Here is a 15527-nt window from a genome sequence, read left to right as displayed (position 1 = left end):
CTCGTGCACCCACGATCGTGCCGGACCGGCGCCGGCCCGAAGCGCTTGCCTGCGGGTGGTTCGCGCAGCGACGCGCCTGCGCTTCTCTAACAAACTTTAGGACGGTTCACCGTTTGGTGAGGCAGGGGTGCGATTGCCGAGGAACTCCCATTCTCCCACGGTGCCCGAGACTCGGTGCCGGGGAGGACCTCACCAAGGCAAGTGTCATGTTGGCGCGAATTCGTAACCTCAGAATCGCAACGAAGATCGGCGCGGCCCTCGCGCTGATCGTCCTCGTCGCCGTCGCCTCATCCGTCATGACGCTGCGCAACATGGCTGTCGTCTCGGAAACGGGCCGTTGGGCGGAGCACACCCACGCGATCCTGGGCGAGATCAGCCGCCTCACCGGTGCGATGGTCGATCGGGAAACCGGTGTCCGCGGCTTCCTCATCTCGGGCGATGACGCGTTCCTGGCCCCCTTCACCGCCGGGACCCGGACGTTCGAGGCTTCCCTGGCCTCGGCCCGCACGCTCACCGCCGACAACGCGGCGCAACAGGAGCGCCTGGGTACGCTCGGCGACCTGGCGCGTCGGTGGCACGACGAGGTCGCCCAGCGCGAGATCCGATTGATGCGCGATCCTGCGACGCGAGAGGAGGCGCGCGGGCTCGAAGCCTCCGGGATCGGCAAGGCAGGCATGGATGCGTTCCGCGCCAAGGCCACGGAAATCGCCGGGGTAGAGTCGGCGCTACTCAAGATTCGCGCCGAGGAGGCCGTTCGGGCGAGCGATGCCGCCTGGCTCACCAGCGTGCTCGGTTTGGCCGGCATGGTGCTCATCGCCGGGTTGGCCCTGGTGCTGCTCCAGATCGGCATCGGCCGCCCCATCGACGGCATGACGCGCACCATGAGCCGCCTTGCCGGCAACGATCTCACCGTCGCTGTTCCGGGGCTCGGGCAGCGCGACGAGATCGGCGCGATGGCGCAGGCCGTGTCCGTCTTCAAGGATACCATGATCCGGACGCGTCAGCTCGAAGCGGACGCCGAGCTGGCCCGCGCCGGCGTCGAAGCCCAGCGCAAGGCCGCCATGCGCGAACTCGCCGAGTCCTTCGAGGGTGCCGTCGGCGGCATCATCACCGCCGTGTCGTCGGCCTCCACGGAACTGCAGGCCACCGCACAGTCCATGACCGTGACGGCCTCGCAGACGAGCAGCCAATCGAATCAGGTGGCCGTCGCCGCCGATCTCGCCGCCACCAACGTCACGATGGTGGCCGCCGCCGCCGAGGAGCTCGGTGCGTCCGTGCAGGAGATCGGTCGCCAGGCCGATTCGGCCGCAAGCCTCGCGAGCGGTGCGGTGGAGCAGGCGGCCGAGACTGCGGGTCTGGTCGCGGCCCTGAGCCGGGGCGCCGCCAAGATCGGCGATGTCGTCGGTCTGATCACCACCATCGCGGGCCAGACCAACCTGTTGGCGCTCAACGCCACCATCGAGGCGGCGCGCGCAGGCGAGGCCGGACGGGGCTTCGCCGTCGTCGCCACAGAAGTGAAGGAACTCGCCGGTCAGACGGCGCGGGCCACGGAGGAGATCACGCGCCAGATCGGCGAGATCCAGGCCGCCACCCATCAGGCCGTCTCGGCCATCGACGGCATCGCCGGTCGCGTCCGCGAGATGAGTTCCGTGGCGACTACCATCGCCGCCGCCGTCGAGGAGCAGGGCGCTGCGACCCAGGAGATCGTGCGCAACGTGGCCCAGGCCGCCGTCGGCACCAACGAGGTCACCGCCAATATCGGTGGCGTCGCGACGGCCGCTGCCGGCACGGGCGAGGCCGCCGGCCACGTGCTCACCGCCGCCTCGGACCTCTCGCGCCAGAGCGAGCATCTCGGCTCGGAAGTCGGACGTTTCCTCGCCACCGTGCGGGCGGCCTGAGCCGGCGTCTCCCCCGGGCCTGACGTTAGAGAAGTCCCGGTCAGCTTCGCTCGCCGGGACTTTTTTCATGGGCGGGAGGCCAAGTGCCCCCCGGCGTCAGCGCTCCCGCCGCCACAGTCCCGCACGCTCGGAGCGGGCTTGTTCCTCGGCCGCGAGGAGATCGGACGGGGCATCCGCCGAAGCCCGGGCACCGCCGGCCGCGAGAATGAGGGATGCCAGGTCGTCGCCGTCGATCTGACAGCGCAGGGGTCCGGCATCGGCCCCCGCGGCGGCCGTACAGATCACTTCGCGTCGACGCAGATAGCGTGCGAGCTGGCGGGCGAGTGCTCCACCCTCGCCGTCGACGCCCAGAAGCCTAACCGTGCGGCCGCGGAAGGCCAGGGTTCCGGTATCCACCACCTCCGGGACGCCGCGGATCGCCGCTCCCGACACGGCGGGTGCCACATCCCGGGCGGGCGCCGGTTCGGCCCGGGCGGCGGAGGGGCGTTTGCGCCCGCGCGCCATCTGGGCGGCGGCACGCTGGACGAAATCCCGGAACAGGGCGGCTGGAATGTCGCCGCCGCCGACGCGGTTCATCGACGTATTGTCGTCGTTGCCGACCCAGACCCCCACGACGAGATCCGGGGTCATTCCGACGAACCAGGCGTCGCGATAATCCTGGGTCGTTCCGGTCTTGCCACCCACCGGCATGCCCTGCACCCGCGCGGCCTTACCGGTGCCGCCGTCGACCACGGCCTGAAGCGAATCGAGCATCATCGCCCGCGCCTGGGTCGGCAGGGCTGTGCCGGGCCGTGCTTCGGGGCGCAGGTAGAGCGGCGGCGGCGCGCCGCCCCGGATGGCATGGACGCTGTGGGCATCCACCGGCACGGCGCCGGCCAGCACGCCCGCGTAGGCGCGGGTCATCTCCAGCAGTGTCACCTCGGCCGAGCCGAGGGCGAGGCTCGGCACGTTGGGCAACTCGGAGACGACGCCGAGGCGGCGGGCCGTCGCGATGACGGCCGGGATGCCGATCTCGTCGGCGAGCTGCGCCGCCACGGTGTTGATCGACTGCGCGAAGGCCGAGCGCAGGGGCATCGCGCCCTTGAACCGGCCGGTGGAATTCTGCGGCTCCCAGTCGCCGATCTGCGTCGGCTGATCGACGAGAACGGTCTCCGGCGTGAACCCGGTCTCGTAGGCGGTGAGGTACACGAACAGCTTGAATAGGGAGCCGGCCTGACGCTTGGCCTGTGTGGCGCGGTTGAACTGGCTGTCCTCGTAGTCGCGCCCACCCACCATGGCGAGGATCGCGCCCTCCTTGTTCATCACCACCATGGCGGCCTGGCCCGCCTTCTTTTTCGCCCCTTCGGCATCCATCCGCCGGGCCACCACACCCTCGGCCAGACTCTGCAGATCGAGGTTCAGTGTGGTCCGGACGGTCACGTCCCCGGTGGTGTCGGCGAGTCGCTTGGCTTCGCCCGACACCAGATCGAGGAAATAGTTGGTGCCCGGCGGGGTCTCGGGTGGCGTCCGGAGCGTGATGGTCTCGGTGCGGGCCTTGTCCGCCTCAACGGCCGTGATCGCGCCGGTCTCCACCATGGTCTGGAGCACGACGTCGGCCCGCTCCTTGGCGCCGCCGAAATTGCGGGTGGGCGCCAGCTGCGAAGGGGCGCGCACGAGGCCGGCGAGCATCGCCGATTCCGGCAGGGTCAGCGCTTTGGCGCCCTTGCCGAAGTAGCGCCGGCTGGCGGCATCGAGGCCGTAGGCGCCGGCTCCGAAATAGGCGGTGTTGAGGTAGCCGAGGAGGATGTCGTCCTTCGACATCGTCGCCTCGACGCGCAGGGCCAGGAACGCTTCCTGGATCTTGCGCCGCAGGGTCTTCTCCTGGGTCAGGGAGGTGAGGCGGACATATTGCTGCGTGATGGTCGAACCGCCCTCGCGGACGCCGCCGCCCGACGTGTTGCGCCACATCGCCCGCAGGAGCCCGCGCGGATCGACGCCCCAATGCGAGCGGAAGCGCCGGTCCTCGATGGCGATGATCGCCTGGGCCATGTGCGGCGGCAGATCGGCGGCAACGAGCTTCTGACCCTGGAACGCACCGCGTGTGGCGAAGACCCGGCCGTCGTCGGCCTCGACCGTGAGCGCCCGTTGGCCGGCCTCCGGCACAACGCCGCCGAGCGGCGGCAGGGTGACGAAGCTGTAGAGGACGAGGCCGGCCAGAAGCACCGTCGGCAGGGCGACGAGGGCGAGGATCGCCAGGAGGACCGGTCGCCCGCGCAGGCGCCCACCCCAACGCGGATTTGGGGCGGCAATGGGCGCGGGCGTGGGGGACACGGGGGACGCAGCGGCGGGCCCTGCCGCCGTCTCCGGCCCTTGCCGCCGGCCGGATCCGAGGCGACCGGCCAATCGGGTGAAGGCTTGCCCCGATGCGCGCGCGGCGCCGGTCGCGCCACGTCCGCCCGTGCGGGCCGCACTCCCCAGGAGGACTCCGAGCTGGCGCCCGAGGGTGCGGGCTGCGGCCGCCGCCTCGCGGGCTGCGGCACGGGCCGCCTCGCTCTCGGACGAGGCTCCCTTGCCTTGGGCATCCTTGCCTTGGGCATCCTTGCCTCGGGCATCCTGCGGCGAAGGCGCATCGGGACGCGGGTGTTCGGGGTCGACGGACTTCATGGGGGCACTCGACGGTCGTCGGCACCCACAGGGGCGGGGCCGTCGCGTGTGCGGGTTCTAAACCGTTTCTTTCGCGGCGGGCTATGTTCCGTCGCCCTACTCAGCCGGCGTCGCCTCGGTCACCCGGACGCGGTGGATGTGGGCCGCCTCCCCGGCATCGGCTTCGAGGACCGGCAGTTCGACCTTGACCTCGGGCGCCACGAGGGCCGCGACGCCCTCGTACTGATCGAGGCGCCGGTCGATCATTCCGCCGATCTTCTCGCGCACTTCCGCGACCGTGAGGCTACGTCGGCCCTTGCCGGCCTTCTCCGTGAACAGGCTGCGATTGGCCTTCGCCGCGGCCTTGAACACCTGCTTGGCCACCTGGCCCGGCTTGTCCGCGTTCAGGGCGAGGAAGCGTCCGGCGCTGGCCGTCCCGAGGAAATGCGCGAAGTAGAGCTCCGCCGTGGTGAGGTCCCGGCCGATGCGCTGCTCGATCCGGCCGCGGTCGCGCTTGATGAGTTCCCCAGCCATCAGGGCCGCGACATAGGGGTCCTGGCGCAGGCGCAGGACGCGGGTGCGGGTGGCATCGTCGGAAATCGTGATGGCGCTGCCGCGCCCCGACACCGCAGCGGCCTCGGTCTCGAGACCGTGCCGGGCGCCGTAGGTGCGGATGAGTTCGAGCCAGGTGCTGCTGAGGAACTGGAACAGTCCTTCGGCCGAAGAGGTGGCCGCCTTCACCGTGGTGGAGAAGCTCGATTCCTTGTCGGCGAGCGCCATCATGTAGACGGGGTCGACGCCGGTCTCGCTGGCCGCGCGCAGGATCGTTTCGACGATCTCGCGGGGCACGGCCATGTCACCGAAGCGGAGGCGTTCCGTTCCGGCGCCGTCACGGATCGGTACGAGCGTGGCGAGGTCGTCGGCGATGAGGGCCAGCGTCGCCGGTTCCTGCTCGATGACGGGAACTCCGGCCCAGTCCTGTGCGTTCGGCTGATGTTCGACCTGCGGTCGCACTGATGTGCGGATCGCGAAGTCCCGCTCGTCGATACGAGCGTGAGCGGCCGCCGCGGGTGCCAGGGCGTTCTGCGGCAGGGCCGCACCGATCACCAGCCCGGCCACGAGGGTGGCGAGGGTCCGGCGTCCAGCTTTGGCAAGGGTGCGGCGCGCGCGGCGCTCGGTCCGGGGCAACCAAGCCACGGAAGGATCTGCGGAAAAGGTCTCGTTGGGCACGAGACGGCTCACGTCGTCGGCGCAGGGCGCCGGCTCCGGGAAAACCCCCATCTTTCGTCCTTGTTCGTGCCGCTGCCTTCATGGGCGCGGCTTCGATTTGTTCAGCGCGGCGATGTCTCGCCGCCGGCTGTGACCAGAATGGGACAGCGGCGTGATTCAACCGTGGCACGCTTAACGGACGGTTAAGGCTCTGTTTTCACGAAGTTTTAACGAAGCGTTCGGTTGCCGTTCAGGCAGACCGCGGCAAAAAAGCGTTTCCCGCTGGACTTGGAATGACGCACACGCGGTCCAGTTAGCTAGGGCCTAACGGGAGGCTCCGCTCTGCGGAGCGGCAATCCCCGTGGACCCAATGAAGGAAGCCTTTTTCCAATGAGCATGCAGACCGGTCGCCGTGTCGGCGTTGCGTTCGTTGGCATGGGTGGCGCCGTTGCCACCACTGCCATCGCGGGCATCGAGATGATCAAATCCGGATCGAACCGCCTCGACGGATTGCCTCTGGCCGGTCTCTCCGTCGCCGGATTGGCCGACTACAAGGATCTGGTCTTCGCCGGCTGGGACCTCAACGACGACGATCTCGCCTCCGCGGCCACGGGTCACGGCGTGCTGAGCCAGCAGGACATCGAGAACGGCGCCCAAGTGCTCAAGGGCATCAAGCCTTGGCCGGCCGTGGGCAGCGCAAAGTTCTGCAAGAACATCGAGGGCGCCAACCGCATCGTGGCGGCCGACCATCGCGAGGCGGTGTCCGTCATCGCCAACGACCTTCGCCGCTTCAAGGCCGAGAGCAATCTCGACGATGTGGTGGTGATCAATCTCGCCTCCACGGAGCGCTGGCCCGATCTCACCGCCGCGACCCTGAACTCGCCGGAAGCCTTCGAGAAGGGCCTCGATTCCAGCGACGAATCCATCAGCCCGGCGATGCTCTACGCTTACGCGGCGATCAAGAGCGGCGTTCCCTATGCGAACTTCACCCCGAGCATCGCCGCGGACGTTCCGGCCCTGCTCGAGATGGCCAAGACCCTGAACGTTCCGGTCGCCGGCAAGGACGGCAAGACCGGCCAGACCATGATGAAGACGGTCCTGGCCCCGGCTCTCAAGGCCCGCGCCCTCCATGTCGATGGTTGGTTCTCGACGAACATCCTCGGCAACCGTGACGGCCTCGCCCTCAACGACAAGGATTCGCTCCAGTCGAAGCTCAACACCAAGGGCACGGTGCTGGATTCGATCCTCGGCTATCCCGTCGAGGACCATCTGGTCCACATCCACTATTACCGGCCGCGCGGCGACGACAAGGAAGCCTGGGACAACATCGACGTCACCGGCTTCCTCGGTCAGCGCATGCAGATCAAGGTCAACTTCCTCTGCAAGGACTCGATCCTGGCGGCCCCCCTCGTCATCGAGATCGCCCGCGTCCTCGATCTCGCCAAGTCGCGCGGCGACGGTGGCGTCCAGGAGCAGCTGTCGTCGTTCTTCAAGGCACCCATGGTCAAGAACGGCCGCGGTCCCGAGCACGATTTCGGCAAGCAGCAGACCATGCTCCTCGACTGGCTCGGCGTGAACTGATGACAATGTCCCTGGAGGGCGGCCCGGCCGCCCCCCTCGCCCTGCGCCCGCTACTGGTCGAACTCAACGACCTCAAGCGGGTTCATGCCGCCGGCCGCACCGGCTCCATTGCCGAGCGTCTGTTCGCGCAGGGATGGGGTGCCCTCACGGGCGGCGCTTCTGCGGAGGATGTCGCCCTCGACATCACCGCCAAGGCGTTGGCGGCTGCACGCCTCTGCGACCTCGACGCGGCTTTCCTGGCTGCCGTGGGCCTCGATCCTGCCGACGCATCCGGAGTTCTGGTCGCCGGGTTCGATGCCGTCACCGACAGCGTCGACACGGCTTTGCGCGATCGCCTTCGGGCGCGCCTGCGTGAACCGGGCGGCGTCGTACCCGGCCCGCTTCCAGGGTTCGTTACCGCCCTGGCCCACCAGCCGAGAGCCGGCGTGACCTGTCCGGGCAAGCCCCGCATCTTGTTGGAACCACCCGAGAATCACGCGGAACATTGCCTGATGGTCGCGGTCTACGGGGTCGTCCTGAGCCCGTTCTACCGGGCCGATCCGACCTTGGTGTTCCTGGCTGCCATGAGCCACCACTTCCACAACGCAGCGATGCCCGATGCCGGCTTTACCGGCGAGATGCTGCTCGGTGAGCATCTCCTGCCGATCATGGCCCGTACCACCCAGTGGGCGTTGGACGAACTCGATCCCGCCTTGCGCGAGACCGTGGCGCGTGCCCGTGCGGTGCTGCCCGACGACGCGACGGCCGAGGGGCGCGCCTTCCACGCCGCCGACTGCATCGACCGTGTCCTACAGATCGCCCAGCACCTGCGTGCCGCCGGCCTGACCATGGGTACGGTCCTCGATGAGATGGAACTCGTTCACGCGGGTCCGGTGAAGGAGTTTCATGATCGCGTCCTGACGGACATGCATATCCCGTGATCCGTTGGTTCGATCACGTGGACACCGCGTCATGATTCCGTTCGCGCTCCTGTCGCCCGAGACTGGGGAATCCCTCAAGGCGGACACCCCGCATTCCTTGCGCGAGAGCGGAACGGGCGCGCGCTGGCCTGTCATCGACGGCATTCCCTATCTGCGTACGAACCGGTCCGAGCTCATCGCCAGGACCCTCAAGCTCCTGGACGCCGGCGAGACGGGGCTCGCCCTCGAAGGCCTGCTCGCGGATCAGGACGATTGGTGGACCGGGCCACCGGCCGATGCCCTCGATCTGCACGAACTCGTGCGCGACCGGGCGAAGCTCAGCCTGCGGGATGCCGTGCGCCTTCTCGGGTGGGGCCGGGTCGGCGATTACTTCGTCAACCGCTGGACCGACCCGACCTATCTTGGCGGCCTCGCCCTGCTGGAAGCGCATTGGAACGATCCCGTCTGCGTGTTCGAGTTCGCATGCGGCATCGGCCATTATCTGCGGGATTTCGCCCTGCGCGGTCTCAAGGTCGCCGGGGCCGACGTGGTGTTCGCCAAGCTCTGGGTCGCCCGGCACTGGGTGGTCGGCGAGGGCGTGCAACTCGTCTGCTTCGATGCCGGCTCACCGAATTGGCCGATCCCCGGTGCGCCCGTCGATCTCGTGGTCTGCAACGATGCGTTCTATTTTCTCGACGGCAAGGCCGAGGTCCTCGACAATCTGCGCCAGAACGCCGGCGACGACGGCTGGCTGGTGTTGAGCCACATCCACAACAGCGGCTGCCCGGGCTTCTCGGCTGGGCGCGCCGTCTCGGCGGCGGAGATCGAGGAGTTGTTTCCCGATGGTCTCGTCTACGATGACGCGGAGCTGACCCGCGCCCTCGTCGAGGCCCGCGCACCCTCTCCGCGTGCGCCGAGCGATCTCACCGGAGTCGAAGCGTTCTCGGTCGTCGCCGGTCCCGGTATGCGTCCGGCTCCGCGTGCCATCGTCGACGGCATCACCCTGCCACGCGCCGGAACGCGGCTGCGCCTCAATCCGCTCTACGCTCCGGACCCGACCGGGGGCTACCGCATCGTCTGGCCGTCGGACCGCTACGAGGCGGAGTATGCCGGTCTCGCGACCTATCCCTCCCATTCGGGCGGTCCGGCAAGCATCGCCTGGAGCGGCGGCCTTGAGAGCCCCGATCTCGACCGCATCCGTGCGCGCGAGTTCGTCGATTTGCCGGAGCGGTGGTGATGGATTCGATCGCCTGGGGAATCGTAGGCTTCGGTTGGGTCGCGCGGGACTATATGGCGCCGGGCATCCGGGCGGCCGGGCATCGGCTCGTGGCCGTGGTCGATCCAGGCTCGGAATCGCGGGCGGCCGCGGAAGCGTTGGGTGCCCGTGCCTACGCGAACCTCACGGATCTCGCCGCCGACCGCGAGGTCGAGGCGGTCTATGTCGCGACGCCGAATCACCTCCACCGCGAAGCCATCGAGGCGTTGGTCGGCTCCGGCAAGGCGATCCTATGCGAGAAGCCCATGGCGGCCAGCCTCGCAGACGCCGAAGCCATGGCGGCGGCGGTCGGCGCGGGGAGCACCTTCTACGGCACGGCCTTCGACCAGCGCCATCACCCCGCCCATCGGGCGATGCGAGACTGGATCGCGGACGGCCGTCTCGGCACCGTCACGGCGGTCAGAATCGTCTATGCCTGCTGGCTTCCGCGAAGCTGGGCCTCCGTCCCGGGGCAGGACAACTGGCGCATCGATCCGAAAAAGGCCGGTGGCGGCGCCCTGATGGATCTCGCCCCCCACGGCCTCGACCTCGTCGATTTCCTCGTCGGCGAATCCATCGTCGATCTCGCGGCCCTCACCCAGGCCCGCGCCCAGGATTACGCCGTGGATGATGGTGCCCTCCTCATCGGCCGCACGGGCTCGGGCGTGCTCGCCAATCTCCATGTCGCCTACAATTGCCCCGACGCCCTGCCACGCCGGCGCCTCGAAGTGACCGGAACGGCGGGGCAGCTCACGGCCATCGACACCATGGGGCAGGTGGCGGGCGGCAGTCTCACGTTCATCGACGGGTCAACCGGCGTGTCGGAAGACATCGCCTTCGACGGCGCGGCCTCGCCCTTCCTCGAACAGGTCCGCGCCTTCGGCTCCGCCCTGCGGCGTCCCGGCGAGCGAGCCGCCTATAGCGCGGCCCGCGACCTCCACACCATGCGCCTGCTGGCCCGCGCCTACGACGCCCTGGCCTGAGAACGGATCATCACGTGAGCGAACACGATCAGGACGCCAGAGCCCGCAATCCGCGCGTCAAGGCTCCGCGCGCCTACCCCTACGGCGCCGCGCGCCAGATCGAAGGCCTGCCCTCCGACTTGCCCGAGCCCGTCCGCGCCTACCTCGATATCCTGCCGCAGGGGCGCATCGTCGGCTTTCCCTTGGCGCCCCTGGATCGTACCGGCATCCCCGTCTGGTTCGTCTCGCTCTTCCTCGACGACCCGTTCTTCGTCGGTGCCATGCCGAGCGGCATCGGGTACGGCGCCACGGACGACGAGGCCCTCATCGGGGCCGTGGCCGAGATCGCCGAGAACCTGATGCCCTCGTTGGCGGTGATGCCGCGCAAGAAGGAGCGCGGCAGCTACGAGGACCTCGTAAAGGTGTTCGGCGCCGGCTCCGTCGCCGACCCGCTGACCCTGTGCCTGCCGGCCGGCAGCCCCGTCGGCCGAGGCTCGGTGCTCGAATGGACGCCCGCCATCCGTGCCCGCACGGGCGAGACCGTGTTGATGCCCCTCGACATCGCCGCGACGGATTATTTCGAACTGTCCGAGGGCTACAAGCCTTTCACCAACCTCATCACCAACGGCCTCGGCGCAGGGCCGGACACGGATTTCGCCCTCGGTCATGGTCTGCTCGAACTCCTGCAGCGCGACGGCAACGGCCTGCTGTTCCGCGCCCTCGACCAGGGGGTGATGCTCGACCTGTCGGAGGGGCTCGGTCCTGAGACGCGCGGCATGCTCGACCGCCTCGATGCGCTCGGCATCAAGGCCCTGCCGAAATTCGCCACCGACCAGTTCGGCCTGACCAACATCTACGTCGTGGGCCACGATCGGAACTTGGCCGACACGCCTGTGCCCATCGCCTTGTCGGCCTGCGGCGAGGCCTGCGATCCGGACCGCGAGCGGGCCCTGCGCAAGGCATTGCTCGAATTTCAGGCCGCCCGCGTGCGCAAGGCCTTCGGCCACGGGCCTCTGTCCTTCGCCGAGCGTGTCACCCCGCCGGGCTACGTTCAGGCCTTCATCGACAAAGCCCTGCCGAGCCTCGATCTCGAAGAGAGCCGGGCCCTCAAGGCCATGCTGGAATGGATCGTCCTGCCGCCCGAAGATCTGGCCGCGACCTTGCGCGACACGGTGTATTCCGAGCGCGGCACGAAGAAATTCACGGACTTGCCGACGACCGCCGCTCCCGATGGACACGCGCGCGGCCGTATCGCCCGCGAGCGCCTGGAAGGGGCCGGCTTCGACGTGCTCTACGTCGATTGCGCGCCGCCCGGCGGTTCCGTCGGCGTGGTCAAGGCGATCGTGCCGGGGCTCGAGGTCGAGACCATGAGCTATCACCGCATCGGCGAGCGCAACACGCAAAAGCTCATCGCGCGCGACCACCCGCTGATCCGGTTCGGAGAGGCCAGCGAGACCCTTCGCCCCGTGCGGTTGACACCCGAGGCCCTGGAGCGCTTCGGCGGTCAGCCCCTGTTCGATACGGCACTGGCCGACCAGATCGTCGGGTCGCATTATCCCCTCTATCGCGAGCCGGAATCGCACCACGCACCGTTCCGCCTCGCCCAGCAGGGGACAAGGTGAATGAGCCTGCGTTTTGCCTACAACACCAATGGCACCGCCAATCATCGCCTGACCGATGCCGTCGATCTCATCGCGGATGCCGGCTACCAGGGCGTGGCGCTGACCCTCGACATCCACCACCTCGACCCCTTCGCCGAGCATTGGGTGCAGGACGCGCAAAGCCTGTCGAGCCGCCTCCAGCGCCTCGGCCTCGGTGCGGTGATCGAGACCGGCGCCCGCTTCCTCCTCGATCCGAAAGCCAAGCACGAGCCGACCCTGGTCACCGGCGACGCCGTGGGTCGTGCCCGGCGCATCGGTTTCCTCAAGCGCGCCATCGACGTCGGCGCCATCCTTCAGGCCGAGGCGGTCTCGTTCTGGGCTGGTGTACCGAAACCCGGAATCGACCGGGCCGAGGCGCGGCACTGGCTGATCGAAGGCTTGGCGGAGGTGACGGACTACGCCCGCGCCCATGGCGTGGTGGCATGCCTCGAGCCCGAGCCCGGCATGCTCATCGAGACCCTCGACGATTTCGCCGCCCTGGATATTCCGGGCCTGCACCTCGCCCTCGACACCGGCCACTGCCTCGTCACCGGGGAGCGTGATCCCGCCGCGGCGGTCGCCGAATTCCAGGACCGGATCGGCACGGTGGCCATCGAGGACATGAAGCGCGGCGAGCACATCCACTTGCCCTTCGGCGAGGGCGACATGGACGTACCCGCCGTCCTCGATGCCCTGGATGCCATCGACTTCCGACAACTCATCTGCGTCGAACTCTCCCGCGAGAGCCACCGGGCCGACGTCATGGTCCCGGCCTCACTCCAATTCCTTCGCGATTGCCGCAAGCCCAGGGCGGAGCCGGTCCAGTGAGAATCTGCTTCGTCAGCCGGCGCTACTTCCCGGCCATTTCCGGCATGAGCGTCTACGCCCAGAACCTTCTGCGCGAACTCGTGCAAGCTGGCCACGACGTGACGATGATCAGCCAGTATCGCGGTGACGATTTCGGCACCCGCGTCTACGGCGGCGGTCCGCCTCCGCCGGTTCCGGGCGTGAACGTCATCGGCCTCGAACAGGTCGGCGAGCAGACCGACGGCGATTTCGAGCGCGACATCGACACGATGGTGGCGACCATCCGGAGCGAGCACGAAAGGCAGCCCTTCGATATTCTGCACGCCCAGTATGGGTATCCCACCGGCTGGGCGACCCTGCTGGCCGCCAAGGCCATCGGCGTGCCGACGGTGGTTTCGATCCAGGGCGGGGACGGTCACTGGGTCGGCTCGTGCTGCGAGACCCACCGCGTCGCCATGTGCGACGTGCTGGCCCACGCCAACGCCCTGCTCATCGGCGGCCCGTCCTTCGTCGACGAAGTCTGCGACCGCCTCGGCTCGGACCCGGCCCGTTTCACCATCGTGCCGGGTGCCGTCGACACCGCGCGCTTCACGCCGGGACCCGGGGACCATGCCGGTCCCGTGCGCCTGTTCTATCATGGCCGCGTCGACCGCCGGAAAGGCGTCTTCGACTTCATCGACGCCCTCGGTCTCGTGCGCGCGCGTGGGGTGCCGTTCGAAGCGATCATCTCGGGCATTGGGCCGGATGTGGAGTCCTCGAAGGCCCGCGCCGCGGAACTGAACTTTTCGGAGTTTGAAATCCGCTTCACCGGCTACGCCGATTACGACACGGTGCCGGACCTCTATCGGGCCGCCGACGTGTTCGTGTCGCCGACCTATGCGGAGGGCTTCTCCAACACCATCCTGGAGGCCATGGCGGCGGGTCTCGCCGTGGTCTCGACCCATTCGGTTGGCGTGTCCGATTGTCTGCGCGATGGCGAGAACGGGCTCATGGTCCAGCCCGGTGACGTGCCGGCCTTGGCGGAGGCCCTGACGCGGGTGATCGAGGACGACGCCCTGCGCGCGCGCCTCGCCCGGGACGGCCTGGAGGAATGCCGCCGCGTCTATTCCTGGGGTGCGGTCGGACGCCGGATCATGGACGTGTACGATGCCGTCGCGGGCATGAAGCCGGCCACGGACTTCGCCGGCGATCTGCCGCACGACCCTACCTGTCGTTTCCGCGCCGAACCCCACCTGCTCTGATGCCGGCGGTTCTTACCCTGTCGCCGCACCTCGACGATGCGGCCTTCTCTTGCGGCGGCACCCTCGCGGTGCTGGCGCGGGCCGGCTGGCACGTCACCATGGCGACGGTGTTCACCGGCTCGGTGGCCGATCCGAAGGGGTTCGCCCTGGCCTGCCAGACCGACAAGGGTCTCGGGCCGGAGATCGACTACATGGCGCTGCGCCGGGACGAGGACGCGGACGCCGCCCGAGCCCTCGGCATCGCTGCGCCACGGCATCTGCCGTTCCGCGAGGCGCCCCACCGGGGCTATGCCAGCGCGCCCGAGCTGTTCGCGGAGCTTCGGGGCGATGACGGCATCGTACCGGATCTCGTGCGCGCCTTCGGAGAACTCATGGCCGAGACGCAACCCGACCTGATCCTGGCGCCGCAAGCCGTCGGCGGTCACGTCGATCACGTTCAGGTCGTGGACGCCCTCACGACCATCGCCACCGGCGTCCCGATCCTGTGGTGGCGCGACTTTCCCTACACCGTGCGGGACGCCGAACCGCGCGAGCCCCTGCGCGGTCGCTTCGCCGAACTACCGGTGCAGGTCATCGCGTTCGATGCGGCGGCACAAGCGGCCAAGTACGCGGCCTGCGCGGCCTATGCGAGCCAGCTCGGGTTTCAGTTCGGCGGACCTGACAACCTCGCCGAGCAACTGGCACGGGAGGGCGGCGTCGAACGCTTCCGGCTGAGCGGCGCCCTGCCGGACCCTGTTGCACGCCTCGTCGGGTGATCCCGAATCGCCCGAAAAGCCTGCGAGACCCCGCCGACCTCGCCGCGCGCCGCGACCTTCTGGCGGCTCCGCATCTCGCACCCTTGCGCACGCTCGCCCACCGCATCGCGGCCGAGCGGGACGCCCCTGTGCCGGAGCCGGACCCCTTCGATGGCGGTGTCGATGCGCGGCTTCTGATGCTGCTGGAAACGCCGGGCCCGCGCGGTACCGGCTTCGTTTCGCGCGACAACCCCACGGGCACGGCCGCCAACCTGTTCCGGTTCTTCCGTGAGGCCGGCATTGCGCGGGCCGACACCGTGATCTGGAATGCGGTCCCGTGGGTGATCCACGCGCCGGGCGCGCGCAACCGCGCGCCGCGCCGATCCGAAATCGCCGCAGCCGCGCCCTACCTGGAGCCGTTGCTCACCTGTCTGCCACGCCTGCGCGTCGTGGTTCTGGCAGGGCGCGTGGCAGGACTGAACCGTCCCGCACTCGCGAGTCTGCGGCCCGACCTGCCGGTGATCGCGGTGCCGCATCCGAGCCCGACCTATGTCTGTACGGCGCCCAGCGTCGCCGAACGCATCCGACGGGGCTTCGGCGAAGCCGCCGCCATCCTGGCCTGACGGGATGCTCCGATCCAGTGCAACCCACGGGCAAGATCGGTCCATCGCTGGCAATT

The 15527-nt window shown here is 68.9% G+C and carries 12 protein-coding genes; 10 read left to right on the top strand and 2 right to left on the bottom strand.

Annotation, left to right across the window (positions count from 1 at the left end; all coding sequences use genetic code 11):
- The first annotated feature begins 206 nt into the window (after positions 1 to 206).
- Positions 207 to 1898, top strand: coding sequence for a CHASE3 domain-containing protein (locus ASF25_RS00715; RefSeq protein ID WP_056302673.1), 1692 nt, complete (start codon positions 207 to 209; stop codon positions 1896 to 1898).
- 96 nt (positions 1899 to 1994) lie between these two features.
- On the opposite strand, the gene ASF25_RS00710 is transcribed toward ASF25_RS00715, so the two are convergent.
- The gene (locus ASF25_RS00710) at positions 1995 to 4541 is read right to left on the bottom strand and encodes a PBP1A family penicillin-binding protein (protein ID WP_082502416.1); all 2547 of its coding nucleotides are present in this window, start codon (positions 4539 to 4541) and stop codon (positions 1995 to 1997) included.
- A gap of 96 nt (positions 4542 to 4637) precedes the next feature.
- Positions 4638 to 5717 carry a transglycosylase SLT domain-containing protein gene (locus ASF25_RS00705; protein WP_348271318.1) on the bottom strand — a complete coding sequence of 360 codons (1080 nt, stop codon included), beginning with the start codon at positions 5715 to 5717 and terminating at the stop codon, positions 4638 to 4640.
- A 402-nt stretch (positions 5718 to 6119) separates the two neighbouring features.
- On the opposite strand from ASF25_RS00705, the gene ASF25_RS00700 reads away from it, so the two are divergent.
- The 9 genes from ASF25_RS00700 to ASF25_RS00660 are packed head-to-tail and all read left to right on the top strand — an operon-like array spanning position 6120 to position 15471.
- A complete protein-coding gene (locus ASF25_RS00700; protein WP_056171764.1) occupies positions 6120 to 7310 on the top strand; it encodes an inositol-3-phosphate synthase in 1191 nt (396 codons plus the stop codon).
- Positions 7310 to 8230 carry a hypothetical protein gene (locus ASF25_RS00695; RefSeq protein ID WP_056302669.1) on the top strand — a complete coding sequence of 307 codons (921 nt, stop codon included), beginning with the start codon at positions 7310 to 7312 and terminating at the stop codon, positions 8228 to 8230. The genes ASF25_RS00700 and ASF25_RS00695 overlap by 1 nt, the downstream gene beginning before the upstream one ends.
- A gap of 31 nt (positions 8231 to 8261) precedes the next feature.
- Positions 8262 to 9446: a methyltransferase domain-containing protein gene (locus tag ASF25_RS00690; protein WP_056302667.1), complete on the top strand. Its 1185-nt coding sequence runs from the start codon at positions 8262 to 8264 to the stop codon at positions 9444 to 9446.
- Positions 9446 to 10447, top strand: coding sequence for a Gfo/Idh/MocA family oxidoreductase (locus ASF25_RS00685; protein WP_056265980.1), 1002 nt, complete (start codon positions 9446 to 9448; stop codon positions 10445 to 10447). Before ASF25_RS00690 ends, ASF25_RS00685 begins: the two co-directional genes overlap by 1 nt.
- A 14-nt stretch (positions 10448 to 10461) precedes the next feature.
- On the top strand, positions 10462 to 12048 hold the full coding sequence (locus ASF25_RS00680) for a YcaO-like family protein (RefSeq protein ID WP_056265978.1): 1587 nt from the start codon (positions 10462 to 10464) through the stop codon (positions 12046 to 12048).
- Positions 12049 to 12894 (top strand): sugar phosphate isomerase/epimerase family protein, encoded by an 846-nt coding sequence (locus ASF25_RS00675; protein ID WP_056302666.1) that lies wholly within the window; start codon positions 12049 to 12051, stop codon positions 12892 to 12894.
- Complete coding sequence (locus ASF25_RS00670; protein ID WP_056302664.1) at positions 12891 to 14114, top strand: glycosyltransferase family 4 protein; 1224 nt, start codon at positions 12891 to 12893, stop codon at positions 14112 to 14114. The genes ASF25_RS00675 and ASF25_RS00670 overlap by 4 nt, the downstream gene beginning before the upstream one ends.
- Positions 14114 to 14869 (top strand): PIG-L family deacetylase, encoded by a 756-nt coding sequence (locus tag ASF25_RS00665; protein ID WP_056302662.1) that lies wholly within the window; start codon positions 14114 to 14116, stop codon positions 14867 to 14869. The genes ASF25_RS00670 and ASF25_RS00665 overlap by 1 nt, the downstream gene beginning before the upstream one ends.
- Positions 14866 to 15471: a uracil-DNA glycosylase gene (locus tag ASF25_RS00660; protein ID WP_056302660.1), complete on the top strand. Its 606-nt coding sequence runs from the start codon at positions 14866 to 14868 to the stop codon at positions 15469 to 15471. The genes ASF25_RS00665 and ASF25_RS00660 overlap by 4 nt, the downstream gene beginning before the upstream one ends.
- Positions 15472 to 15527: the final 56 nt, after the last annotated feature.

The sequence above is a fragment of the Methylobacterium sp. Leaf100 genome, from assembly GCF_001422845.1.
Taxonomy (GTDB): domain Bacteria; phylum Pseudomonadota; class Alphaproteobacteria; order Rhizobiales; family Beijerinckiaceae; genus Methylobacterium.
The sequence above is the reverse complement of the archived record's forward strand: the minus strand, read 5'-3'. Positions and strand labels throughout refer to the sequence as shown.

Bases quoted from the DNA above. Each gene is read 5' to 3' on its own strand.
- ASF25_RS00715 (WP_056302673.1), top strand. From the start codon at position 207: ATGTTGGCGCGAATTCGTAACCTCAGAATCGCAACGAAGATCGGCGCG.
- ASF25_RS00710 (WP_082502416.1), bottom strand. From the start codon at position 4,541: ATGAAGTCCGTCGACCCCGAACACCCGCGTCCCGATGCGCCTTCGCCG.
- ASF25_RS00700 (WP_056171764.1), top strand. From the start codon at position 6,120: ATGAGCATGCAGACCGGTCGCCGTGTCGGCGTTGCGTTCGTTGGCATG.
- ASF25_RS00695 (WP_056302669.1), top strand. From the start codon at position 7,310: ATGACAATGTCCCTGGAGGGCGGCCCGGCCGCCCCCCTCGCCCTGCGC.
- ASF25_RS00690 (WP_056302667.1), top strand. From the start codon at position 8,262: ATGATTCCGTTCGCGCTCCTGTCGCCCGAGACTGGGGAATCCCTCAAG.
- ASF25_RS00685 (WP_056265980.1), top strand. From the start codon at position 9,446: ATGGATTCGATCGCCTGGGGAATCGTAGGCTTCGGTTGGGTCGCGCGG.
- ASF25_RS00675 (WP_056302666.1), top strand. From the start codon at position 12,049: ATGAGCCTGCGTTTTGCCTACAACACCAATGGCACCGCCAATCATCGC.
- ASF25_RS00665 (WP_056302662.1), top strand. From the start codon at position 14,114: ATGCCGGCGGTTCTTACCCTGTCGCCGCACCTCGACGATGCGGCCTTC.